Source organism: Hyunsoonleella aestuarii, assembly GCF_006148925.1.
Classification (GTDB): domain Bacteria; phylum Bacteroidota; class Bacteroidia; order Flavobacteriales; family Flavobacteriaceae; genus Algibacter_D; species Algibacter_D aestuarii.
Genome location: NZ_VAWB01000001.1, coordinates 1,921,331 through 1,942,032, shown reverse-complemented (window position 1 = coordinate 1,942,032; position 20,702 = coordinate 1,921,331). Strand labels below are relative to the sequence as shown.

34 protein-coding genes are annotated in these 20,702 nt (G+C 34.7%); all 34 read right to left on the bottom strand.

Annotated features, from left to right (window positions below; genetic code table 11):
- Positions 1-29: 29 nt before the first annotated feature.
- Complete coding sequence (locus tag FEF17_RS08835; RefSeq protein ID WP_139001966.1) at positions 30-1,331, bottom strand: M20/M25/M40 family metallo-hydrolase; 1,302 nt, start codon at positions 1,329-1,331, stop codon at positions 30-32.
- An 18-nt stretch (positions 1,332-1,349) separates the two neighbouring features.
- A complete protein-coding gene (locus FEF17_RS08830; protein ID WP_139001965.1) occupies positions 1,350-2,264 on the bottom strand; it encodes a dimethylarginine dimethylaminohydrolase family protein in 915 nt (304 codons plus the stop codon).
- 142 nt (positions 2,265-2,406) lie between these two features.
- Entirely contained in the window at positions 2,407-3,693 is a 1,287-nt protein-coding gene (locus tag FEF17_RS08825) for a citrate synthase (RefSeq protein ID WP_139001964.1), read from the bottom strand.
- A gap of 173 nt (positions 3,694-3,866) precedes the next feature.
- Positions 3,867-5,156 carry a phosphopyruvate hydratase gene (eno, locus tag FEF17_RS08820; RefSeq protein ID WP_139001963.1) on the bottom strand — a complete coding sequence of 430 codons (1,290 nt, stop codon included), beginning with the start codon at positions 5,154-5,156 and terminating at the stop codon, positions 3,867-3,869.
- A 137-nt stretch (positions 5,157-5,293) separates the two neighbouring features.
- Positions 5,294-6,415 carry a glutamine-hydrolyzing carbamoyl-phosphate synthase small subunit gene (gene carA, locus FEF17_RS08815; RefSeq protein ID WP_139001962.1) on the bottom strand — a complete coding sequence of 374 codons (1,122 nt, stop codon included), beginning with the start codon at positions 6,413-6,415 and terminating at the stop codon, positions 5,294-5,296.
- An 84-nt stretch (positions 6,416-6,499) separates the two neighbouring features.
- The gene (gene rplQ / locus FEF17_RS08810; RefSeq protein WP_139001961.1) at positions 6,500-6,973 is read right to left on the bottom strand and encodes a 50S ribosomal protein L17; all 474 of its coding nucleotides are present in this window, start codon (positions 6,971-6,973) and stop codon (positions 6,500-6,502) included.
- A gap of 59 nt (positions 6,974-7,032) precedes the next feature.
- On the bottom strand, positions 7,033-8,025 hold the full coding sequence (locus tag FEF17_RS08805; RefSeq protein ID WP_139001960.1) for a DNA-directed RNA polymerase subunit alpha: 993 nt from the start codon (positions 8,023-8,025) through the stop codon (positions 7,033-7,035).
- Between the two features lie 98 nt (positions 8,026-8,123).
- On the bottom strand, positions 8,124-8,729 hold the full coding sequence (gene rpsD, locus FEF17_RS08800; protein ID WP_139001959.1) for a 30S ribosomal protein S4: 606 nt from the start codon (positions 8,727-8,729) through the stop codon (positions 8,124-8,126).
- A 96-nt stretch (positions 8,730-8,825) separates the two neighbouring features.
- Positions 8,826-9,209 (bottom strand): 30S ribosomal protein S11, encoded by a 384-nt coding sequence (gene rpsK / locus FEF17_RS08795; RefSeq protein ID WP_139001958.1) that lies wholly within the window; start codon positions 9,207-9,209, stop codon positions 8,826-8,828.
- 8 nt (positions 9,210-9,217) lie between these two features.
- Positions 9,218-9,592 (bottom strand): 30S ribosomal protein S13, encoded by a 375-nt coding sequence (gene rpsM / locus FEF17_RS08790; protein WP_139001957.1) that lies wholly within the window; start codon positions 9,590-9,592, stop codon positions 9,218-9,220.
- A 106-nt stretch (positions 9,593-9,698) separates the two neighbouring features.
- Positions 9,699-9,815: a type B 50S ribosomal protein L36 gene (gene ykgO, locus FEF17_RS08785; protein ID WP_010181906.1), complete on the bottom strand. Its 117-nt coding sequence runs from the start codon at positions 9,813-9,815 to the stop codon at positions 9,699-9,701.
- A gap of 1 nt (position 9,816) precedes the next feature.
- A complete protein-coding gene (infA, locus tag FEF17_RS08780; RefSeq protein ID WP_007094967.1) occupies positions 9,817-10,032 on the bottom strand; it encodes a translation initiation factor IF-1 in 216 nt (71 codons plus the stop codon).
- 10 nt (positions 10,033-10,042) lie between these two features.
- Positions 10,043-11,389 carry a preprotein translocase subunit SecY gene (gene secY, locus FEF17_RS08775; RefSeq protein WP_139001956.1) on the bottom strand — a complete coding sequence of 449 codons (1,347 nt, stop codon included), beginning with the start codon at positions 11,387-11,389 and terminating at the stop codon, positions 10,043-10,045.
- Between the two features lie 14 nt (positions 11,390-11,403).
- Entirely contained in the window at positions 11,404-11,856 is a 453-nt protein-coding gene (rplO, locus tag FEF17_RS08770; protein WP_139001955.1) for a 50S ribosomal protein L15, read from the bottom strand.
- A 15-nt stretch (positions 11,857-11,871) separates the two neighbouring features.
- On the bottom strand, positions 11,872-12,051 hold the full coding sequence (rpmD, locus tag FEF17_RS08765; protein ID WP_099563536.1) for a 50S ribosomal protein L30: 180 nt from the start codon (positions 12,049-12,051) through the stop codon (positions 11,872-11,874).
- Positions 12,052-12,062: 11 nt separating this feature from the next.
- The gene (gene rpsE / locus FEF17_RS08760) at positions 12,063-12,587 is read right to left on the bottom strand and encodes a 30S ribosomal protein S5 (RefSeq protein WP_136480155.1); all 525 of its coding nucleotides are present in this window, start codon (positions 12,585-12,587) and stop codon (positions 12,063-12,065) included.
- 6 nt (positions 12,588-12,593) lie between these two features.
- Positions 12,594-12,950 (bottom strand): 50S ribosomal protein L18, encoded by a 357-nt coding sequence (gene rplR, locus FEF17_RS08755; protein WP_139001954.1) that lies wholly within the window; start codon positions 12,948-12,950, stop codon positions 12,594-12,596.
- Between the two features lie 10 nt (positions 12,951-12,960).
- Positions 12,961-13,503, bottom strand: coding sequence for a 50S ribosomal protein L6 (rplF, locus tag FEF17_RS08750; RefSeq protein WP_139001953.1), 543 nt, complete (start codon positions 13,501-13,503; stop codon positions 12,961-12,963).
- 18 nt (positions 13,504-13,521) lie between these two features.
- The gene (gene rpsH / locus FEF17_RS08745) at positions 13,522-13,920 is read right to left on the bottom strand and encodes a 30S ribosomal protein S8 (RefSeq protein WP_139001952.1); all 399 of its coding nucleotides are present in this window, start codon (positions 13,918-13,920) and stop codon (positions 13,522-13,524) included.
- Between the two features lie 68 nt (positions 13,921-13,988).
- Positions 13,989-14,258 (bottom strand): 30S ribosomal protein S14, encoded by a 270-nt coding sequence (rpsN, locus tag FEF17_RS08740; protein WP_139001951.1) that lies wholly within the window; start codon positions 14,256-14,258, stop codon positions 13,989-13,991.
- A gap of 3 nt (positions 14,259-14,261) precedes the next feature.
- On the bottom strand, positions 14,262-14,813 hold the full coding sequence (rplE, locus tag FEF17_RS08735; RefSeq protein ID WP_139001950.1) for a 50S ribosomal protein L5: 552 nt from the start codon (positions 14,811-14,813) through the stop codon (positions 14,262-14,264).
- A 2-nt stretch (positions 14,814-14,815) separates the two neighbouring features.
- Positions 14,816-15,127: a 50S ribosomal protein L24 gene (rplX, locus tag FEF17_RS08730; protein ID WP_139001949.1), complete on the bottom strand. Its 312-nt coding sequence runs from the start codon at positions 15,125-15,127 to the stop codon at positions 14,816-14,818.
- A 14-nt stretch (positions 15,128-15,141) separates the two neighbouring features.
- Positions 15,142-15,510: a 50S ribosomal protein L14 gene (gene rplN / locus FEF17_RS08725; RefSeq protein ID WP_019386277.1), complete on the bottom strand. Its 369-nt coding sequence runs from the start codon at positions 15,508-15,510 to the stop codon at positions 15,142-15,144.
- Between the two features lie 2 nt (positions 15,511-15,512).
- The gene (rpsQ, locus tag FEF17_RS08720) at positions 15,513-15,770 is read right to left on the bottom strand and encodes a 30S ribosomal protein S17 (protein WP_139001948.1); all 258 of its coding nucleotides are present in this window, start codon (positions 15,768-15,770) and stop codon (positions 15,513-15,515) included.
- A 12-nt stretch (positions 15,771-15,782) separates the two neighbouring features.
- Positions 15,783-15,974: a 50S ribosomal protein L29 gene (gene rpmC, locus FEF17_RS08715; protein WP_139001947.1), complete on the bottom strand. Its 192-nt coding sequence runs from the start codon at positions 15,972-15,974 to the stop codon at positions 15,783-15,785.
- Positions 15,975-15,987: 13 nt separating this feature from the next.
- The gene (gene rplP / locus FEF17_RS08710; RefSeq protein WP_139001946.1) at positions 15,988-16,407 is read right to left on the bottom strand and encodes a 50S ribosomal protein L16; all 420 of its coding nucleotides are present in this window, start codon (positions 16,405-16,407) and stop codon (positions 15,988-15,990) included.
- A 21-nt stretch (positions 16,408-16,428) separates the two neighbouring features.
- Positions 16,429-17,148, bottom strand: a complete 720-nt coding sequence (gene rpsC, locus FEF17_RS08705; RefSeq protein ID WP_092847748.1) for a 30S ribosomal protein S3 — start codon at positions 17,146-17,148, stop codon at positions 16,429-16,431.
- 7 nt (positions 17,149-17,155) lie between these two features.
- Complete coding sequence (gene rplV / locus FEF17_RS08700) at positions 17,156-17,563, bottom strand: 50S ribosomal protein L22 (RefSeq protein ID WP_139001945.1); 408 nt, start codon at positions 17,561-17,563, stop codon at positions 17,156-17,158.
- A 6-nt stretch (positions 17,564-17,569) separates the two neighbouring features.
- Positions 17,570-17,848, bottom strand: a complete 279-nt coding sequence (gene rpsS, locus FEF17_RS08695; protein WP_139001944.1) for a 30S ribosomal protein S19 — start codon at positions 17,846-17,848, stop codon at positions 17,570-17,572.
- A 3-nt stretch (positions 17,849-17,851) separates the two neighbouring features.
- Positions 17,852-18,679 (bottom strand): 50S ribosomal protein L2, encoded by an 828-nt coding sequence (gene rplB / locus FEF17_RS08690; RefSeq protein WP_139001943.1) that lies wholly within the window; start codon positions 18,677-18,679, stop codon positions 17,852-17,854.
- A gap of 5 nt (positions 18,680-18,684) precedes the next feature.
- Positions 18,685-18,975, bottom strand: coding sequence for a 50S ribosomal protein L23 (rplW, locus tag FEF17_RS08685; RefSeq protein WP_139001942.1), 291 nt, complete (start codon positions 18,973-18,975; stop codon positions 18,685-18,687).
- A 7-nt stretch (positions 18,976-18,982) separates the two neighbouring features.
- Complete coding sequence (gene rplD, locus FEF17_RS08680; protein ID WP_139001941.1) at positions 18,983-19,612, bottom strand: 50S ribosomal protein L4; 630 nt, start codon at positions 19,610-19,612, stop codon at positions 18,983-18,985.
- On the bottom strand, positions 19,612-20,229 hold the full coding sequence (gene rplC, locus FEF17_RS08675; RefSeq protein ID WP_139001940.1) for a 50S ribosomal protein L3: 618 nt from the start codon (positions 20,227-20,229) through the stop codon (positions 19,612-19,614). The genes rplD and rplC overlap by 1 nt, the downstream gene beginning before the upstream one ends.
- 164 nt (positions 20,230-20,393) lie before the next feature.
- A complete protein-coding gene (gene rpsJ / locus FEF17_RS08670) occupies positions 20,394-20,699 on the bottom strand; it encodes a 30S ribosomal protein S10 (protein ID WP_007650482.1) in 306 nt (101 codons plus the stop codon).
- Positions 20,700-20,702 lie beyond the last annotated feature (3 nt).

Here is a 20,702-nt window from a genome sequence, read left to right as displayed (position 1 = left end):
GGAAATTACAAAATTAACTATGCTAACTCTTATTGATTAATTAATCTATATATCAATATTGCAGTACGCTTTATTAAGTCTTCAATAGTGTTAAGATTTACCGTTTCTTCTGGTGTATGAGCACCTCGTCCCATAGTCCCTAAACCATCCAAACAATCTACATATTCGGCAACAAAAGAAACATCGGCAGCACCGCGCCTGCCAGGATCGTAAGCATCTACTTTACCTTGACCCAAATCCAAACTTACTTGATTTAATTCCTTCAATAGATTATAATTACCTTCTGATGGTCCCATTGCTGGATAACTATCAATAAATGGAATTTTAGCTGATGTGTTAGGTAAATTATTTTTAACAATTTCTCTCATCTTACTTCTAGCTCGCTCTTTCTGTTCTTCAGAAATAAACCTTAAACCACCTTCCACCACAACAGTTTGAGCCACCACATTAGTTTTACCAAAAGCCTTTCCTTTAGTTAACTCACTATCATAATCGACTTGTGTACCTCCTAAAATAACTCCAGGGTTAAAAGTTAGATACTGCTCTCCTTTAACGTCATTATAAAATTCGTTGAGAACTCTAGACATTTCAAAAATAGCTCCAGCTCCTACCCTTTCATTAAAAATCCCAGAAGAATGTGCACGCTTACCACTGACTTCGACCTTCCAACCTGAGGAACCTCTCCTTGCCACTGTAGCATTATTAAACCCTGTAGATGTCTCAAATCCTAAAGCAATATCACTACGTTTAGCTGCAGCTATTAAATCTCTTCTGCTAATTGATAATGGTTTACCAGAAGCTTCCTCATCGCCGGTAAATGCAACAATTATTTGGGCATCATCTAAAAGACCACTTTCGGCCAATGCTTTAAGCGCATAAAGCACAATTACATTTCCACCCTTCATATCATTTCCTCCCGGTGCATGTGCAATGCTATCATTAATCATTTTAAACTTTTGAAAAGGACTATCCACTTCAAAAACGGTATCTAGATGTCCAATTAAGAGCAATCTTTTCCCTTTGGTTCCTTTAGACTCCGCAAAAAGATGGCCAGAGCGATTAACCTCAGACATATCATACCAAATTGGTTCAAATCCAATATCTTGAAATGCATTTGCGAATACATCACCTACTTGCTTAACACCTTTGTGGTTCATTGTACCACTGTTAATATTTACAACTTCTTTTAAAAAGTTAATAGCCTCGGTATTATTCGACTCAACCGCTTTAATTATTTTCTTTTCTATACGATTAATATTTTGCGCATTGATCGTTAAAACACAACTCGTTATGCATACAACTACAATTTTTAAAGTGCATATTCTTTTCATATCAATAAATTTCTAAAATTAATCTCGGTATAATGGCATGGTAGTGCATCGTAATAAACCTTCTTGCTTTCCAATTTCGGCATATGGCACCTCTTCAACTACAAAACCTTGTTCCCTAAGCCATGTATTTAATCGTGTAAAGTTTCTCTCCGAAATAATGACATCTTCAGAAATTGAAAACACATTACTATACATCTCATACATTTCCTCCTTAGTAATTTCAAAGACATTCTCCTTTCCGAAGAAATTCACGAGCCATTCATATTCACTTTCTAATAAAAACCCGTTTTTATGAATTATAGCTTTTCCTTTTCCTAAAGGATTAAAACAACAATCTAGGTGTAATGCATTCTCTTTAGGGTTTGAATTGGATTTTCTTAATTCAAACGACTTAACTGTTTTATCTGGAAATAGTTCTTGAATTGCTGTAACAGCAGCTACATTGGTTCGCGCTGTAATTAATTCTGAATAATCTTCACCTGAATATGTCCCGATAAAAATATAATCATTCCAAGGCATGACATCTCCACCTTCGACATGACAAGCTTCAGGAAGAATAATTCTATTCTCTTCTGAAACTTGGTTCCATATATAATCAATTGCGGCTACTTCTTCTTCACGATGTGGTAATATGTTTGCTTCAATAATTTTATCCTCTATAACAAATGCTATGTCTCTCGAAAATATCTGATTGCAATCCTTTATAACTTCGGGTCTATAAACTTCAATGTTATACTTCTTAAAAACAGCAGCGACGGCATTCAATTCCATTACCATATCCTCTTCATTTGGATAAGTTCCTGCAATGATGTGTTCTATGCTTTTTGGGTCGTAACAATCTTCTATTTTAGGTGTAGGACCGTTACTTTCAGCAGTACCTAAAACAACTGCTCTAAGCCTTGACGTTTCATTTTTTACATTTAATTCTAGCATACTCTAAACCTAAAATCGTTAAGGGCTCAAAGCTAATAATTATTTAAGCACTTTTTACATTATTCATAAAAATATTGCTTAAAAAAATAAAAGCTTCATGATTTTTTCATGAAGCTTAACAATAATGTAAAAAACATCGAAATTATCTTTTATCGATTGGCATAAATGCTCTTTCTTTTTCACCAATATATAACTGTCTTGGTCGTCCAATTGGTTCTTTACGCAAACGCATTTCGCGCCATTGCGCGATCCAACCTGGTAAGCGTCCTAAAGCGAACATAACTGTAAACATTTCTGTTGGAATACCCATTGCTCTATAAATAATCCCTGAGTAGAAATCTACGTTAGGATATAATTTTCTATCAACAAAATACTTATCTGTTAAAGCTTCTTTCTCTAACCCCTTAGCGATATCTAAAATTGGGTCTTCAACACCTAAATCTCCTAAAACCTCATCTGCTGCAACTTTTATAATTTTAGCGCGAGGATCAAAGTTTTTATAAACACGATGACCGAATCCCATTAAACGGAAAGGGTCTGCCTTATCTTTAGCCTTAGCCATATATTTTTTAGTATCACCACCATCTTCTTTTATGGCTTCAAGCATTTCTAAAACTGCTTGGTTGGCTCCGCCATGCAGAGGCCCCCAAAGTGCTGAAATTCCTGCTGATACTGAAACAAATAATCCAGCATGTGAAGATCCTGTTATTCTCACCGTTGATGTAGAGCAGTTTTGTTCATGATCTGCATGCAGAATTAATAACTTATCCAAGGCGTTAACTAAAATAGGATTTTGGACGTAACAGCTATTTGGCCTTGAAAACATCATTTTTAAAAGATTCTCAACATAACCTAAAGAATTATCCCCATAGTCTAAAGGTAGACCTTGTTTTTTACGCATTGCCCAAGCCACTAAAATTGGAAGCTTACCAAGTAACCGCACTATGGCATTGTACATATCTTCCTCAGAATCAACATTTACTGAGGTAGGGTTAAATGCTGTTAAAGCACTTGTTAAAGAGGATAACACCCCCATTGGATGTGCCGATTTTGGAAAAGCATCTAATATCTTCTTAACATCCTCATCAACTACAGAATGTATTTTAATATCTGAGTGAAATTTTTCTAACTGATTTCCAGTAGGTAATTCCCCAAAAATTAAAAGATACGCTACTTCTAAAAAGTCCGCTTTTTCAGCTAATTCTTCAATAGAATACCCGCGGTATCTTAAAATTCCTTTTTCGCCATCTAAAAAAGTAATTGCACTTTCACAAGAACCTGTATTTTTATAGCCTGAATCTAAAGTTATAATTCCTTTTGTAGCTGCTCTAAGGCTTTTTATATCAATAGCAACTTCATTTTCTGTTCCCTCAATTAAAGGAAATTCATGTTTTTGTCCATTTATTTCTATGGAAGCAGTTTTTGCCATAAGTACCAGTAAATTTATTTTGTTACGCGGAAAGCTAAATTACGAAATATCCCCCTACTTTTAAAGCTAATAATAAATGTTTTAATCAATTGAAAAATTAATAAAATTGATAGTAAATAAAAAAGCGATTGTTTTTTCTAACAATCGCTTTTTAAAAAATGCTTAATACATTTTTATTTTACTTTAAAGGCTTTTTCCTGAGGAAAATAAGCAACCTCACCTAATTCTTCTTCAATGCGTAACAACTGATTGTATTTTGCCATACGATCACTTCGGGAAGCAGAACCCGTTTTAATTTGACCTGTATTTAATGCTACGGCCAAATCTGCTATAGTATTGTCTTCTGTCTCCCCAGAACGGTGAGACATTACCGACGTATAACCAGCATTGTGGGCCATATTTACTGCGGCAATGGTTTCGGTTAATGTTCCTATTTGATTTACTTTAATTAGGATTGAATTGGCTATACCATTTTCGATTCCTCTTGCTAAACGCTCCACATTAGTTACAAATAAATCGTCCCCTACTAATTGTACTTTATCTCCGACTAGCTCAGTTAGATATTTCCATCCATCCCAATCATTTTCATCCATTCCATCTTCTATTGAAATAATTGGATACTTCTCAACAAGTTCTGCTAAATAATCAGCTTGTTCCTTAGAAGTTCGTACAACACCTGTATCACCTTCAAACTTCGTATAATCGTATTTTCCATCTTCGTAAAATTCGGCAGAAGCACAGTCTAATGCAATTTTGACCTCATCACCAAATTTGTATCCTGCGTTTTCAACTGCCTTAGCTATAGTTTCAATAGCGTCCTCTGTTCCATCTAATGTAGGCGCAAAACCACCTTCGTCTCCAACAGCAGTACTTAAATTTCTATCGTGTAATACCTTTTTAAGGTTGTGAAAAATCTCGGTACCCATTTGCATAGCATGTGTAAAGTTTTTAGCTTTTACTGGCATAACCATGAACTCTTGAAATGCAATAGGTGCATCACTATGAGAACCTCCATTAATAATATTCATCATTGGTAATGGCAGGGTATTTCCAGAAACACCACCAACATATCTATATAATGGTAAACCCAACTCATTTGCAGCTGCTTTAGCTACAGCTAAAGAAACACCCAAAATGGCATTAGCTCCTAATTTAGATTTATTTGGTGTACCATCCAGATCAATCATCATTTGATCGATTAAATTTTGCTCAAATACTGAAACACCAAGTAGTTCTTGAGAAATTATAGCGTTTACATTTTCAACAGCTTTTAAAACACCTTTTCCCATGTAAGCATTACCGCCATCCCTCAATTCTACAGCTTCATGCTCTCCTGTTGAAGCACCTGAAGGCACTGCTGCTCTTCCTAATACATTGTTTTCTGTTACTACATCAACTTCTACAGTTGGATTACCTCTTGAATCAAGAATTTGTCTTGCGTGAACATTTATTATAATACTCATAATTGGTTTATTTTTAAGCTATTTATTAACACAAATTTACGGCTAAATCTTCTCTTTTTTTAGCTATTTAAGAATAAATCTATTAAAACGTTGCTATAACGTTTTAGTAAAATTTAGTCCATTTTAGACCATTAATTTTATACTGTTGACAGTTTACTTTTTTTAATGTTTTCAATGAACTGATCGAATAAATACGAAGAATCATGTGGTCCTGGACTTGCCTCTGGATGATATTGAACTGAGAAACAGTTTTTGTCTTTCATAGCTAGTCCAGCTACAGTATGATCGTTTAAGTGTAAATGAGTGACCTCTAATTCTGAATTTGCCTCGGCGTCTTCTCTATTAACCGCAAATCCATGATTTTGCGAAGTTATTTCGCCTTTTCCAGTAATCAAATTTTTGACTGGGTGATTAATTCCGCGGTGACCATTATGCATTTTATAAGTTGACACCCCATTGGCCAATGCAATTACTTGATGTCCTAAGCAAATACCAAACAATGGTAAATCTCTTCTTATAATCTCCTTGGCTACTGCTTGAGCTTCAATTAATGGTTCAGGGTCTCCAGGTCCGTTTGATAAAAAGTACCCATCCGGATTAAACGCTTCTAAATCCTCAAATCTAGAATTATATGGGAATACTTTTATATAGGTATCTCTACTTGCAATATTTCTTAATATATTTCTCTTTATACCTATATCTAGAGCTGCCACTCGGAACGTTGCATTTTCATCACCAAAATAATAAGGTTCTTTAGTTGACACTTTTGATGCTAATTCTAACCCTTCCATATTTGGAACTTCAGCTAGTTGCTTTTTTAAGCCTTCAATATTATCAACCTCGGTAGAAATTACGGCGTTCATAGCACCATTATCTCGAATATAACTTACTAATGCTCTTGTGTCTACATCAGAAATAGCTAGCAAATTATTTTGATCTAGAAAATCTTCTAGTGATCCTTCAGAATCAATCCGAGAATACTCGTAACTAAAGTTTTTTACTATTAGTCCAGCTATTTTTATAGAATCTGACTCAACTTCATCTGCATTAGTACCGTAATTCCCAATATGTGCATTAGTAGCAACCATAAGTTGTCCATAATATGATGGGTCTGTAAATATCTCTTGATACCCTGTCATTCCAGTATTAAAACATACTTCACCAAATGCTGTTCCTTGTTTATTGCCTACTGCTTTACCGTAAAAAATGGTGCCATCTGCAAGAAGAATGATGGCTTTTTGTCGTTTTTGATATTTCATTAAAAAAAAAGTTTTACAAAATTGCATAAAAAAAAGGATAAACTAAAATAGTTTATCCTTTATATTTCAAATGCTTATTAACATTTATTCTTCTTCGTTTGATGCTTGAGTTTCAACTGGAGCAGCAACAACAGGTTTAGAACCTCCTCTTCTACTTCTTCTAGTAGTTTTCTTCTCCTTCTTGCCTGCATTATAGATTTCGTTGTAATCTACTAACTCAATCATTGCCATATCTGCATTATCACCAAGTCTATTTCCTAATTTGATTATTCTTGTATAACCACCTGGACGATCTGCAACTTTAACAGCTACTTCTCTAAACAGCTCTGTCACCGCATCTTTTTGTCTTAAACGCGACATTACAATACGTCTATTGTGAGTTGTATCTTCCTTAGACTTTGTAATCATTGGCTCAACGAACTGTTTTAATGCTTTTGCTTTAGCTACAGTAGTGTTAATACGTTTATGCTCAATTAAAGAACAAGCCATATTTGCCAACATAGATTTTCTATGTGCTGTCTTTCTACCTAAATGGTTTACTTTTTTTCCGTGTCTCATGACATTTGTTTTATCATCTTGCTACCAAACTCGATTACCGAGGAGCAAAATATGATTAATTAATCTTTATCTAATTTATATTTTGTTAAATCCATTCCGAAGTTTAAACCTTTAACATTTACTAGCTCTTCAAGCTCTGTTAATGATTTTTTTCCAAAGTTACGGAACTTCATTAAGTCATTTTTATTAAATGATACTAAGTCCCCTAAAGTATCTACCTCTGCAGCTTTTAAACAGTTAAGCGCACGAACAGATAAATCCATGTCAATTAATTTTGTTTTAAGTAACTGTCTCATGTGTAGTGACTCTTCATCATAAGTTTCAGTTTGTGCAATTTCATCAGCTTCTAATGTGATACGCTCATCAGAGAATAACATGAAGTGGTGAATTAATGTTTTAGCAGCCTCTGTTAATGCATCTTGTGGTGTAATAGAGCCATCAGTAATGATTTCAAAAACTAATTTTTCATAATCCGTTTTTTGCTCAACACGATAGTTTTCTATACTATACTTTACATTTTTTATTGGCGTGTAAATTGAATCGGTAAAAATAGTTCCCATTGGTGCAGAAGCTTTTTTATTTTCTTCAGCAGGAACATATCCTCTACCTTTTTCAATAGTAATTTCTAAATTGAAATTTACTTTAGGATCTAAGTTACAGATAACCAATTCTGAATTTAAAACTTGGAATCCTGAGATAAACTTCTGAAAATCACCAGCTAAAATTTGTTCTTGACCAGAGATTGATATAGAAATAGATTCATTATCAATATCTTCAATTTGTCTTTTAAAACGTACTTGTTTTAAGTTTAAGATGATTTCTGTTACATCTTCCACTACACCTGCAATTGCAGAAAACTCATGATCTACACCTTCAATTCTAACTGAAGTGATTGCAAACCCTTCTAAAGAAGATAATAAAACTCTTCTTAATGCATTTCCTACTGTTAAGCCATAACCAGGTTCTAACGGTCTGAATTCGAATTTACCTTCGAAATCAGTTGAGTTAATCATGATTACTTTGTCAGGCTTTTGAAAATTAAATACTGCCATAATTTGTTTCTTCGTTTTAATTGTTATTTAGTTGCGCGATTTAAAAGTTTGAAGAAGACTAATAAATCCTTTGGCTAAATACCAATATGATTAATTTATTATTTAGAGTATAATTCGACTATGAATTGCTCGTTTATGTTTTCTGGGATTTGAATTCTGGCTGGCACAGAAACATAAGTTCCTTGTTTTGTGTCATCATTCCAAGTAATCCACTCATAAACATGACTTGAATTTGAAAGTGATCTTTCAATTGCTTCAAGGGATTTAGATTTTTCTCTTACAGCAACTACATCTCCTGCTTTTAAAGAGTAAGAAGGAATATTTACTAATTCCCCATTTACAGTAATGTGTCTATGAGATACTAATTGTCTTGCACCACTTCTTGTTGGAGCAATACCCATTCTGAATACAACATTATCTAATCTAGATTCACATAATTGTAAAAGAACCTCACCAGTAATCCCTTGGGCTGCTCTAGCTTTTTTAAACAATCCTCTAAATTGACGCTCTAAAATACCATAAGTATATTTAGCTTTTTGCTTCTCTTGTAGTTGGATTGCGTATTCAGATTTTTTTCCACGTCTTCTGTTATTTCCATGTTGACCTGGAGGGTAATTTCTTTTTTCGAATGATTTATCATCTCCGAAGATAGCTTCGCCAAATTTACGAGCTATTTTAGTTTTAGGACCAGTATATCTTGCCATTTTAAATTTGTTTTTGAGAGTGATTATGAATTAAGGTCTTAATCTTATCCTTCGATAATCGTTGATCTCTCGTTGATACTTGTTATTATTAATTTATTAAACTCTTCTGCGTTTAGGAGGTCTACAGCCATTGTGTGGTAACGGTGTAACATCGATAATTTCAGTTACTTCAATACCAGCATTGTGAATAGAACGGATAGCGGATTCTCTACCATTTCCTGGGCCTTTTACATAAACCTTTACTTTCTTCAATCCAGCTTCCACTGCTACACCAGCAGCATCTTCAGCAGCTAATTGAGCAGCATAAGGTGTGTTTTTCTTAGAACCTCTAAATCCCATTTTACCAGCAGAAGACCATGAAATAACGTCTCCTTTTTTGTTGGTAAGTGAAATAATAATGTTATTGAAAGAAGCAGTAACATGTGCTTCTCCAACAGAGTCTACAACAACTTTACGTTTTTTAGTGCTTGTCTTTGCCATATTACTTATTATTTAGTTGCTTTTTTCTTGTTAGCAACAGTTTTTCTTCTACCTTTTCTTGTTCTAGAATTGTTTTTAGTTCTTTGTCCTCTTAAAGGAAGACCAGATCTATGACGAATACCTCTGTAACAACCAATATCCATTAATCGCTTAATGTTTAATTGTGTTTCAGAACGTAATTCACCTTCGATAGTAAAAGTACCAACAGCTTCACGAATTCCGCTAATTTGGTCATCTGTCCAATCTTGAACTTTAATACTTTCATCTACCTTAGCAGTAGCTAAAATATCTTTTGCTCTACTTCTACCTATTCCATAGATATAAGTTAAAGAGATTACTCCTCTTTTGTTTTTTGGTATGTCTACACCTGCAATTCTTGCCATTCTTTTTTAGTTTTTAGTTGTCAGCTTTTAGTTGTTAGAATCCTAAACATTGCTATTTCAAACAGATTCATCTAACTTCTAATTACTAATGACTAGTATCTTTTTATTAACCTTGTCTTTGTTTAAATCTAGGGTTCTTCTTGTTTATTACGTAAAGTCTACCTTTTCTACGCACGATTTTACAATCGGCACTTCTTTTCTTTAATGATGCTCTTACTTTCATCTTAGTATCTGTATGTTATACGAGCCTTTGTTAAATCGTAAGGACTCATTTCTAATTTTACTTTATCTCCTGGTAATAATTTAATGTAATGCATACGCATTTTACCAGAAATATGAGCAGTCACAATGTGACCATTTTCTAATTCTACACGAAACATGGCATTCGATAATGCCTCTATAATTGTTCCGTCTTGTTCTATTGCTGCTTGTTTTGCCATAGTATAAAAATTAAGCTACTGCTTTTCTATTTTTACCAGTTTTCATCAAACCATCATAGTGTCTATTTAACAAGTAAGAATTTACTTGTTGCATAGTGTCTATTGCAACTCCAACCATAATTAATAATGAAGTTCCTCCGAAAAATAAAGCCCATCCTGCCTGAACGTTCATAAGCTTAACTATGAATGATGGGAACACAGCTATTAATGCTAAGAATATAGATCCAGGTAACGTTATTTGAGACATTATTTTATCTAAATACTCAGATGTTTCAGATCCAGGACGAATACCAGGAATAAAACCACCACTACGTTTTAAATCATCTGCCATTTTATTTGTTGGTACCGTAATTGCCGTGTAGAAATATGTGAATACAATAATCAATAATGCAAATACAACATTATACCAAAAACCAAAAATATCAGAGAATTGAGTTTGCATCCATGCTCCAACAGTAGTTTCTTTTAAGAAAGAAGACCCGCCTATCAAACTTGGCACAAACATAATAGCCTGAGCAAATATAATTGGCATTACACCCGAAGCATTAAGCTTTAACGGAATGTATTGTCTTGATCCTGCCATAGCACTTTTTTCGTATCCTCCAGAAGCTGTTCTTCTAGCATACTGAACAGCAATTTTTCTTACTGCCATTACCAATAAAATAGAAGCCAAAATAATTACAAACCACACAACTAATTCGAAAAGAATTAACATCACATTATTTCCTTCTAATCTCGTTGCTGCATTTTGTAAAAATGCCTGCGGTAAAGTTGCAATAATACCTACCATAATTAAAAGTGAAATACCATTACCGATACCTTTATCTGTAATCTTTTCACCTAACCACATAGCAAAAATACAACCAGTAACTAAGATAACTACTGATGAAAAATAGAACAACCCACCAGTACCAAGTAAAAATGCACTTTGTGGAATTCCTAATGCTGGTAGACTAGCAAGGTAACCTGGAGCTTGAACCAAACAAATTGCAATCGTTAACCAACGTGTAATTTGAGTTATCTTCTTCTGACCACTAGCACCTTCTTTTTGTAACTTCTGTAAATAAGGAATAGCAATTCCCATTAACTGCACAACAATAGAAGCAGAAATGTAAGGCATAATACCCAAAGCGAAAACCGAAGCATTTGCAAAAGCTCCACCAGTGAAGGCATTAAGTAAACCTAACAACCCACTATCAGTACTATCTGCCAATCCACCTAATTGGGCTGCATCAATACCTGGTAAAACTACTTGAGCACCAAAACGATAAACTAATAACAGACTCAATGTAACTATGATTCTGTTTCTTAATTCCTCTATTTTCCAAACATTTTTTAATGATTCTATAAATTTCATACTTATAAAAAGTCTTATATAGTTACAGCTTCTCCTCCTGCAGCTTCGATAGCAGCTTTTGCTGAAGCAGTAAACTTATGAGCAGATACTTTTAATTTTGCCTTCAATTCACCACGACCTAATATTTTAACTAAATCGTTTTTACCAGCTAAACGGTTTGCGAATAATGTATCAAAATCTACTGTATCTTTTATTTTCTTATCATCAACCAATTGCTGTAGAGTATCTAAATTGATACCTTGATATTCAACACGGTTAATATTTGTAAAACCAAATTTAGGCACACGTCTTTGAAGTGGCATTTGCCCTCCCTCAAATCCTAGTTTCTTAGAATAACCAGAACGTGACTTTGCTCCTTTGTGACCACGTGTTGCCGTACCACCTTTACCAGAACCTTGTCCTCTACCTATTCTCTTTCCTTGGTTTTTTACTGAACCTTCTGCAGGTTTTAAATTACTTAAATCCATTTTCAGTTTATATTTTTAAGCTTCTTCTACAGAAACTAAATGTGAAACTTTAGCAACCATACCAAGAATATTTGGTGTAGCCTCATGCTCTTTTACCTGACCAATCTTTTTAAGACCCAGAGCTTCTAAAGTTCTTTTTTGTCTTTGAGTACGATTGATTGCGCTTTTAACTTTTGTTACTTTAATCTTTGCCATCTCTGTCTGTATTAAGCGTTAAAAACTTGTTCAAGTGTAATACCTCTATCTCTAGCGATTGCGTTTGCGTCTCTTAATTGTAACAAAGCATCAAAAGTTGCTTTTACAACGTTATGTGGATTTGATGATCCTTGAGATTTTGATAATACATCATGTACACCAACTGCTTCAAGTACCGTTCTTACAGCACCACCAGCAATTACACCTGTACCAGGGGCAGCAGGAATAATATTTACTCTAGCACCTCCGTACTTACCTTTTTGCTCATGTGGCAACGTTCCTTTTATAATAGGAATACGTACTAAGTTTTTCTTAGCGTCTTCAACAGCTTTTGCTATGGCACTTGCAACGTCTTTAGATTTCCCTAAACCTTGACCTACAACTCCATTCTCATCTCCCACAACAACAATTGCTGAAAAACCAAACGCTCTACCACCTTTAGTTACTTTAGTAACTCTTTGTACACCAACTAAACGATCTTTAAGATCTAATCCACCTGGTTTTACTAACTCTGCACTTTTATATTTTTGAAACATAATTTCTTAGAATTTTAGTCCTGCTTCTCTAGCTCCTTCAGCTAATTGTTTAACTCTACCGTGATATAAATAACCTCCTCTATCAAACGAGACAGCTTCTACACCAGCTTTTAAAGCTTTTTCAGCAAGCGCTTTACCTACTAATTTAGCTACTTCAGATTTAGTTACTTTTGCAGCACTAATGTCTTTATCTCTAGAAGATGCAGCACTGATTGTGTTACCAGTATTGTCATCTACTAATTGAGCATAAATTTCTTTATTACTTCTATAAACAGCTAACCTTGGTCTTGCTTCTGTACCAGAAACTACCTTACGGATTCTGTTTTTTATTCTTAGTCTTCTTTCGTTCTTTGTTAATGCCATAACTTAATTATTAAGCTGATTTACCTGCTTTTCTTCTTAATTCCTCACCAACAAACTTAACACCTTTACCTTTGTAAGGCTCTGGTTTTCTGAAACCGCGAATTTTAGCAGCTACTTGTCCCACAAGTTGTTTATCAAAAGAGGATAATTTAATTATTGGGTTTTTACCTTTTTCTGATACTGTTTCAACTTTTACTTCCGGAGCAATGTTCAAAACTATATTATGAGAAAAACCTAAAGCCAAATCTAATTTTTGTCCTTGGTTAGATGCTCTATAACCTACACCTACTAATTCTAGTTCTTTGGTCCATCCTTTTGAAACACCTTCTATCATATTGTGCATTAATGATCTGTATAAACCATGTTTTGCTTTTTGATCTTTAGTGTCAGAAGAACGTGTAACCCAAACGCTACCGTCTTCAACTTTAATTTCAATAGAATCGAAATTTTGTGTTAACTCCCCTAATTTACCTTTAACAGTTACAGTGCTATCTTTAACTTCTACTGTTACACCTTCTGGAATGGCTACTGGATTATTTCCTATTCTTGACATTTCTTTCTGGCTTTAAAATTAGTATACGTAACATAAAACTTCGCCACCAACATTATCTCTTGTAGCCTGCTTACCTGTCATAACTCCATGAGAAGTTGAAACTATTGCAATACCAAGACCGTTTAAGATTCTAGGCAAATCGTTAGCACCAGCATACTTACGTAAACCTGGAGTACTAATTCTTTGAAGTTTTTTAATTACTGGTTCTTTTGTTTCTTTGTTGTACTTAAGGGCTATTTTAATTGTTCCTTGTACAGTAGAATCATCAAATTTATAACTTAAAATATATCCTTGTTCAAATAATATTTTAGTTATGTCTTTCTTTAAATTAGATGCAGGAATCTCTACCACTCTGTGGTTAGCACGCACTGCGTTTCTAATTCTTGTCAAATAATCCGCAATTGGATCTGAGTACATAATGAATTGATTTTGTGGTCTTGGTTTTCGAACTATTTCGAACCTTAAACCCGATTATTTAAATAATATTACCAACTTGCTTTTCTAACTCCAGGGATAAGACCTTGATTAGCCATTTCTCTAAACGTTACACGAGAAATTCCAAAATCTCTCATATATCCTTTAGGTCTCCCTGTTAATTTACATCTATTATGCTGACGTATAGGTGAAGCATTTTTAGGCAACTTTTGTAATGCTTCATAATCTCCAGCTTCTTTTAAAGCTTTTCTTTTTTCAGCATACTTAGCTACTGTTTTAGCTCTTTTTACCTCACGGGCTTTCATTGATTCTTTAGCCATATCTTAATTCTTTTTAAAAGGTAACCCTAGTTCAGTTAATAATGATTTTGCTTCTTTATCAGTATCTGCTGTAGTAACAAATGTGATATCCATACCAGAAATTTTATTCACTTTATCAATGTTTATTTCTGGAAAGATAATTTGTTCTGTAACTCCTAAATTATAGTTACCTCTACCATCAAATCCTGTAGCTTTAATTCCGCTAAAATCTCTAACACGTGGAAGTGCCGAAGTAACTAAACGGTCTAAAAACTCATACATTCTTTCTCCTCGTAAGGTTACTTTAGCCCCAATTGGCATACCTTTACGTAATTTGAAAGATGCAACGTCTTTTTTAGAAATAGTTGCTATAGCTTTTTGTCCAGATATTGTTGTTAACTCTTCTACAGCGTAGTCGATTAACTTCTTGTCTGCAACTGCTGCTCCAACACCTTTAGATATTACAATCTTAGTAAGTTTAGGAACTTGCATTACATTTTTATATCCAAATTCGTCTGTAAGAGCTGCAATTACTCTGCTTTTATACTCTTCTTTAAGTCTAGGTGAATATGCCATAACTATATTACTTCATTAGATTTTGTTGAAAATCTTACTTTTTTATCGCCTTCTATTCTGTAACCCACTCTAGTTGTATCTCCTTTTGAAGTTAACAACGATAAGTTTGAAACATGAATAGCTGCTTCTTTCTCTACGATTCCACCTTGAGGGTTTTGAGCACTTGGTTTAGTATGTTTCTTAACCAAGTTTACACCTTCAATAATCGCTTTGTTCTTGTCTATTAATACCTTTTGCACTTTTCCTTCAGATCCTTTATGGTCTCCAGCAATTACTTTAACAGTATCTCCAGTTTTTATTTTAAGCTTTCCCATCTTAATAATTTGTATTAAAGCACCTCTGGTGCTAATGATACAATCTTCATGAATTGTTTGTCACGAAGTTCTCTAGCAACAGGACCAAATACACGTGTACCTCTCATCTCACCCGTTGGGTTTAACAACACACATGCGTTATCGTCAAATCTTATATAAGATCCGTCTGGTCTTCTTACTTCTTTCTTAGTACGTACAACAACTGCTGTAGAAACTGCTCCTTTTTTAATGTTTCCATTAGGAGTGGCATCTTTTACAGAAACAACAATTTTGTCTCCAACAGAAGCGTATCTTCTTTTAGTACCACCAAGAACACGGATAGTTAAAACTTCCTTTGCTCCGGTGTTATCTGCTACTTTAAGTCTTGATTCTTGTTGTACCATAATTACTTAGCTCTTTCAATTATTTCAACTAATCTCCAACATTTAGATTTACTTAAAGGTCTTGTTTCCATGATTCTTACAGTATCTCCTTCGTTGCAGTCATTTTGCTCGTCGTGTGCTACGTACTTTTTAGTCTTTAGTACGAACTTACCATACATAGGGTGCTTTACTTTTTTCACCTCAGAAACCACAATAGATTTCTGCATTTTGTTACTTGTAACAACTCCTATACGTTCTTTTCTTAAATTTCTTGTTTCCATCTTTCAGCAGAATTATTGTAATTCTCTTTTAGTTAATTCAGTCGCAATTCTAGCTACGGTACGTCTTATTGCACGTAACTGAATTGGATTTTCTAAAGGAGATATTGCATGAGCCAATTTTAGGTCTGAATAACTCTTTTTTGTTTCACCAAGTTTTTCTTGTAACTCAGCTACAGATAATTCTTTAATTTCTGATTGTTTCATAATATCAAATAAATTATGCTTCGTAATCTCTAGCGATTATAAACTTAGTTTTAACCGGTAATTTTTGAGCAGCTAAACGTAATGCTTCTTTAGCAACGTCTAATGGCACACCACCAACTTCAAATAAAACACGACCAGGTCTACATACTGCTACCCATAGTTCTACACCACCTTTACCTTTACCCATACGTACTTCAAGAGGCTTTTTTGTAATAGGCTTGTCTGGAAATATTTTAATCCAAAGTTGACCTTCTCTTTTCATGTAACGCGTAGCGGCAATACGTGCTGCTTCAATTTGACGTGCTGTAATAAACGTAGCGTCTAATGCTTTTATTCCAAAAGTACCGTTTGAAAGTTGGTGTCCTCTTCCAGAGAGACCTTTCATACGTCCTTTTTGCTGTTTACGAAATTTTGTTCTTTTAGGCTGTAACATTTTTCTTTACTTTATAAAAAATTACTTTCTACGACGAGGCCCTTTATTTCCGCCACGTCCTGCTCCACCTTTTCCTTGCTTCTTAGATAAACCAACAAGCGGAGAAAGCTCTCTTTTACCATATACTTCACCTTTCATGATCCATACTTTTACACCCAATCTACCATAAGTAGTGTGTGCTTCAACTAAAGCATAGTCAATATCGGCTCTAAAAGTTGATAAAGGAATACGTCCTTCTTTGTAGTGCTCAGATCGCGCCATTTCAGCACCATTTAAACGACCACTAATTTGGATTTTAATTCCTTCAGCATTCATACGCATTGTAGCAGCGATAGCCATCTTGATTGCACGTCTGTATGAAATTCTGTTTTCAATTTGACGAGCAATACTAGATCCTACTAAAAATGCATCTAGTTCAGGTCTTTTAATCTCAAAGATGTTAATCTGAACTTCTTTTCCAGTAATTTTTTTAAGCTCTTCTTTTAACTTGTCTACCTCTTGACCGCCTTTACCGATAATAATACCAGGTCTGGCAGTAGTGATAGTAACGGTTACAAGTTTTAAAGTTCTTTCAATAATTACTCTACTTACACTAGCTTTAGATAAACGCGCGTGAACGTATTTTCTAATCTTATCGTCTTCGGCAAGTTTATCACCATAATCGTTTCCTCCGTACCAGTTAGATTCCCATCCTCTGATAATTCCTAAGCGATTTCCGATTGGATTTGTTTTTTGTCCCATACTCTTATTAAGCTTGTGTGTTATTGTTAGCCCCAACCACTAATGTTACGTGGTTAGAACGTTTTCTTATTCTGTGTGCACGACCTTGAGGCGCTGGACGTAATCTCTTTAACATCGATCCACCATCAACTCTAATCTCTTTTACAAATAATTCTGCAGATTCAACATCAGCATCCTCGTTCTTTGCTTGCCAGTTAGCGATAGCTGATAATAACAACTTCTCTAATCTTCCAGATGCTTCTTTGTTGTTGAACTTTAAGATATTAAGTGCATTCTCTACCTTTTCACCTCTTACTAAATCGGCTACTAAGCGCATTTTTCTTGGTGACGTAGGACAGTTATTAAGTTTTGCAAAAGCAACGTGCTTTTTTGCTTCCTTAATAGCGTCTGCCATTTGTTTTTTACGACTTCCCATAGCTTACTACTTTTTACCTTTATTTTTAGCACCTGCATGTCCACGGAATGAACGTGTTGGTGAAAATTCTCCTAATTTATGACCTACCATGTTTTCAGTTACATAAACTGGAACAAATTGACGGCCATTGTGCACTGCTATAGTTTGTCCAACGAAATCTGGAGTAATCATACTTGCACGAGACCAAGTTTTTATTACTGTTTTCTTGTTAGACTCAACATTTGCAGCTACTTTTCTTTCTAATTTATAATGAACGTAAGGTCCTTTTTTTAATGATCTTGCCATGTCTTATTTCTTTCTACGTTCTACAATATATTTATTACTTGCTTTTGTTTTGGAACGTGTTCTATAACCTTTAGCTGGAATACCATTTCTAGATCTTGGGTGTCCACCTGAAGATTTACCTTCACCACCACCCATTGGATGATCAACTGGATTCATAACTACTGGTCTAGTACGTGGTCTTCTACCTAACCATCTTGTTCTACCTGCTTTTCCTCCTACTAGTAATTGATGATCTGAATTAGATACAACACCTATTGTAGCCATACAGTTCACAAGAATTAATCTTGTTTCACCTGAAGGTAATTTAACAGTAGCAAACTTACCATCCCTTGCCATTAACTGAGCAAACGCTCCAGCACTACGAGCCATAACAGCTCCTTGCCCTGGACGTAATTCTAAACAAGAAATAATAGTTCCTAATGGAATTTCACTTAATGGCATAGCGTTTCCAATTTCTGGAGCAACACCTTCTTTTCCAGACACTACATTTTGCCCAACTTGTAAACCATTTTGTGCAATAATGTATCTCTTTTCACCATCTTGATAATTCAACAAAGCGATAAAAGCTGTTCTATTAGGATCATACTGGATTGAAGCTACTTCAGCAGGAATTCCTGCTTTGTCTCTCTTAAAATCGATAATACGATACTTTTTCTTATGACCACCACCTATATAGCGCATAGTCATTTTCCCACGATTGTTTCTACCACCAGACCTTTTATTCGGAACGAGTAAACTCTTTTCCGGCTTATCAGTAGTAATGGCATCGTAACCGTTTACTACTCTAAATCGCTGTCCTGGTGTGATTGGTTTTAATTTTCTTACTGACATTCTAATTACATATTAGCATATAAATCAATCATCTCACCATCCGCCAGTTGTACAATTGCTTTTTTAACAGCATTTGTTTTACCATGTTGAATACCAGTTTTTGTATACTTGGTACTACGATCTGGACGGACATTTATAGTACGAACTTTTTCAACAGAAACACCATAAGTAGCCTCTACAGCTTTTTTGATTTCCACCTTGTTCGCCTTTGTATTTACTGAGAAAGTATAGCAGTTTCTTAACTCGCTATCTGCTGTCGCTTTTTCAGTAATTATTGGTTTAATTAAGATACTCATCTGTTTCTTATTTACTTAAGTTAGATTCAATTCCTTCTAAAGCACCTTCTAAAAGTATCACTTGATTTGCATTTAAAATCTTATAAGTGCTTAATTCTGAAGAAGTTACAACTTCAGACCCTTTTAAATTGCGCGATGACAAATATACGTTATTATTTGACCCACCCAACACAAACAAAGATTTTTTGTTTTCAAGCTCAAGAGCTTTTAAAATTGCTGTAAAGTTTTTAGTTTTTGGAGTGTCGAAATTAAAGTCTTCTAAAACTGTAATTGACTTTTCTCCAGCTTTAATACTTAAGGCAGATTTACGCGCTAAACGCTTTAAATTTTTATTAAGTTTGAAGCTATAATTTCTTGGTCTTGGACCAAACATACGTCCACCTCCTTTAAAAATTCCAGACTTAATACTACCTGCTCTTGCCGTACCTGTTCCTTTTTGCTTTTTAATCTTACGTGTACTACCAGTAATCTCAGCTCTTTCTTTAGATTTGTGAGTACCTTGTCTTTGGTTTGCTAAATATTGTTTAACATCCATATACACAGCGTGATTATTAGGCTCAATAGCAAACACATCTTTAGAAAGGTCTGCCTTTCTACCTGTGTCTTTTCCGTTTATATCTAAAACTGCTACTTTCATTACTTCTGAATTGTTACATAAGCGTTTTTGTGTCCAGGTACACAACCTTTAACAACGAGTAGATTCTTTTCAGCAACTACTTTTAAAACTCTTAAATTTTGAACTTTCACTTTTTCACCACCCATTCTTCCAGCCATTTTCATGCCTTTGAATACACGTGCAGGATAAGATGCAGCCCCAATAGAACCCGGCGCTCTCAAACGGTTATGTTGACCGTGAGTAGCTTGACCTACACCACCAAAACCATGACGTTTTACAACACCCTGAAATCCTTTACCTTTTGATGTACCCGCAATATCAACAAATTCACCTTCAGCGAAATGTTCTACAGTGATAGCATCTCCTAATTTGTACTCCTCATCAAAACCTTTGAATTCAGCAATTTTACGCTTTACAGAAGTACCCGCTTTTTTAGCATGACCTAAGTCTGCTTTAGTAGCGCTTTTTTCTGTCGCGTCATCGAAACCGAGTTGAATAGCTTCATAGCCGTCAACCTCTTCAGTTCTGACTTGGGTAACGATACATGGTCCAGCTTCGATAACTGTACAAGGAATATTCTTCCCGTTTTCATCGAAGATGCTGGTCATACCGATTTTTTTTCCAATTAACCCAGACATATTTATTTATTATTAATTATTACTATTTCGTTGAAACCTAATTCAACATTCTTTTTAAAAACTTCAGGGACAAAATACCTTTCGTCCCTGAAATGTATTTATCCGTTTTTCTCGCGACCGCATCGGTGAGACATGTCATTCGGCAACTAACTACCGAAATATACTTATACTTTAATCTCTACTTCAACACCACTTGGTAATTCAAGCTTCATCAAGGCATCAATTGTTTTTGATGACGACGAGTAGATATCTAACAATCTTTTATAAGAAGATAGTTGAAACTGCTCTCTTGATTTCTTGTTTACATGCGGAGAACGTAACACAGTGAAAATTTTCTTGTGCGTTGGTAATGGAATTGGTCCAGTTACTACAGCTCCAGTACTTTTTACTGTTTTTACAATCTTATCAGCAGATTTATCTACCAAATTGTGATCGTAAGACTTAAGTTTTATTCTGATTTTTTGACTCATTTT

What these genes read in the sequence shown, in the direction of transcription:
- rplC (WP_139001940.1), bottom strand. Translation starts at nt 20,229, where the DNA reads ATGTCTGGGTTAATTGGAAAAAAAATCGGTATGACCAGCATCTTCGAT.
- FEF17_RS08835 (WP_139001966.1), bottom strand. Translation starts at nt 1,331, where the DNA reads ATGAAAAGAATATGCACTTTAAAAATTGTAGTTGTATGCATAACGAGT.
- rpsH (WP_139001952.1), bottom strand. Translation starts at nt 13,920, where the DNA reads ATGTACTCAGATCCAATTGCGGATTATTTGACAAGAATTAGAAACGCA.
- rplE (WP_139001950.1), bottom strand. Translation starts at nt 14,813, where the DNA reads ATGGCATATTCACCTAGACTTAAAGAAGAGTATAAAAGCAGAGTAATT.
- rpsK (WP_139001958.1), bottom strand. Translation starts at nt 9,209, where the DNA reads ATGGCAAAGACAAGCACTAAAAAACGTAAAGTTGTTGTAGACTCTGTT.
- rpmD (WP_099563536.1), bottom strand. Translation starts at nt 12,051, where the DNA reads ATGGCAAAGATTAAAGTAACAAAAGTTAAAAGCGCAATCAATCGTACT.
- infA (WP_007094967.1), bottom strand. Translation starts at nt 10,032, where the DNA reads ATGGCAAAACAAGCAGCAATAGAACAAGACGGAACAATTATAGAGGCA.
- FEF17_RS08805 (WP_139001960.1), bottom strand. Translation starts at nt 8,025, where the DNA reads ATGGCAGTATTTAATTTTCAAAAGCCTGACAAAGTAATCATGATTAAC.
- rpsS (WP_139001944.1), bottom strand. Translation starts at nt 17,848, where the DNA reads ATGGCAAGATCATTAAAAAAAGGACCTTACGTTCATTATAAATTAGAA.
- ykgO (WP_010181906.1), bottom strand. Translation starts at nt 9,815, where the DNA reads ATGAAAGTAAGAGCATCATTAAAGAAAAGAAGTGCCGATTGTAAAATC.
- secY (WP_139001956.1), bottom strand. Translation starts at nt 11,389, where the DNA reads ATGAAATTTATAGAATCATTAAAAAATGTTTGGAAAATAGAGGAATTA.
- rplR (WP_139001954.1), bottom strand. Translation starts at nt 12,950, where the DNA reads ATGGCATTAACAAAGAACGAAAGAAGACTAAGAATAAAAAACAGAATC.
- rplD (WP_139001941.1), bottom strand. Translation starts at nt 19,612, where the DNA reads ATGAAAGTAGCAGTTTTAGATATAAACGGAAAAGACACAGGTAGAAAG.
- rplW (WP_139001942.1), bottom strand. Translation starts at nt 18,975, where the DNA reads ATGAGTATCTTAATTAAACCAATAATTACTGAAAAAGCGACAGCAGAT.
- eno (WP_139001963.1), bottom strand. Translation starts at nt 5,156, where the DNA reads ATGAGTATTATAATAAATGTTCACGCAAGACAAATTCTTGATTCAAGA.
- rplX (WP_139001949.1), bottom strand. Translation starts at nt 15,127, where the DNA reads ATGGGAAAGCTTAAAATAAAAACTGGAGATACTGTTAAAGTAATTGCT.
- rplP (WP_139001946.1), bottom strand. Translation starts at nt 16,407, where the DNA reads ATGTTACAGCCTAAAAGAACAAAATTTCGTAAACAGCAAAAAGGACGT.
- rplB (WP_139001943.1), bottom strand. Translation starts at nt 18,679, where the DNA reads ATGTCAGTAAGAAAATTAAAACCAATCACACCAGGACAGCGATTTAGA.
- rpsC (WP_092847748.1), bottom strand. Translation starts at nt 17,148, where the DNA reads ATGGGACAAAAAACAAATCCAATCGGAAATCGCTTAGGAATTATCAGA.
- rplN (WP_019386277.1), bottom strand. Translation starts at nt 15,510, where the DNA reads ATGGTACAACAAGAATCAAGACTTAAAGTAGCAGATAACACCGGAGCA.
- FEF17_RS08825 (WP_139001964.1), bottom strand. Translation starts at nt 3,693, where the DNA reads ATGGCAAAAACTGCTTCCATAGAAATAAATGGACAAAAACATGAATTT.
- rplQ (WP_139001961.1), bottom strand. Translation starts at nt 6,973, where the DNA reads ATGAGACACGGAAAAAAAGTAAACCATTTAGGTAGAAAGACAGCACAT.
- rplF (WP_139001953.1), bottom strand. Translation starts at nt 13,503, where the DNA reads ATGTCAAGAATAGGAAATAATCCAGTAGCCATTCCAGAAGGTGTAACA.
- FEF17_RS08830 (WP_139001965.1), bottom strand. Translation starts at nt 2,264, where the DNA reads ATGCTAGAATTAAATGTAAAAAATGAAACGTCAAGGCTTAGAGCAGTT.
- rpsM (WP_139001957.1), bottom strand. Translation starts at nt 9,592, where the DNA reads ATGGCAAGAATTGCAGGTGTAGACATACCAAAAAACAAAAGAGGAGTA.
- rpmC (WP_139001947.1), bottom strand. Translation starts at nt 15,974, where the DNA reads ATGAAACAATCAGAAATTAAAGAATTATCTGTAGCTGAGTTACAAGAA.
- rplV (WP_139001945.1), bottom strand. Translation starts at nt 17,563, where the DNA reads ATGGGAAGTCGTAAAAAACAAATGGCAGACGCTATTAAGGAAGCAAAA.
- rpsD (WP_139001959.1), bottom strand. Translation starts at nt 8,729, where the DNA reads ATGGCAAGATATACTGGTCCTAAAACTAAAATAGCTCGTAAATTTGGC.
- rpsE (WP_136480155.1), bottom strand. Translation starts at nt 12,587, where the DNA reads ATGTTTCAAAAATATAAAAGTGCAGAGTTAGTAAAACCAGGTGGATTA.
- rpsN (WP_139001951.1), bottom strand. Translation starts at nt 14,258, where the DNA reads ATGGCTAAAGAATCAATGAAAGCCCGTGAGGTAAAAAGAGCTAAAACA.
- rpsQ (WP_139001948.1), bottom strand. Translation starts at nt 15,770, where the DNA reads ATGGAAACAAGAAATTTAAGAAAAGAACGTATAGGAGTTGTTACAAGT.
- carA (WP_139001962.1), bottom strand. Translation starts at nt 6,415, where the DNA reads ATGAAATATCAAAAACGACAAAAAGCCATCATTCTTCTTGCAGATGGC.
- rpsJ (WP_007650482.1), bottom strand. Translation starts at nt 20,699, where the DNA reads ATGAGTCAAAAAATCAGAATAAAACTTAAGTCTTACGATCACAATTTG.
- rplO (WP_139001955.1), bottom strand. Translation starts at nt 11,856, where the DNA reads ATGGATTTAAGTAATTTAAAACCTGCAGAAGGTTCAGTAAAAAACCAA.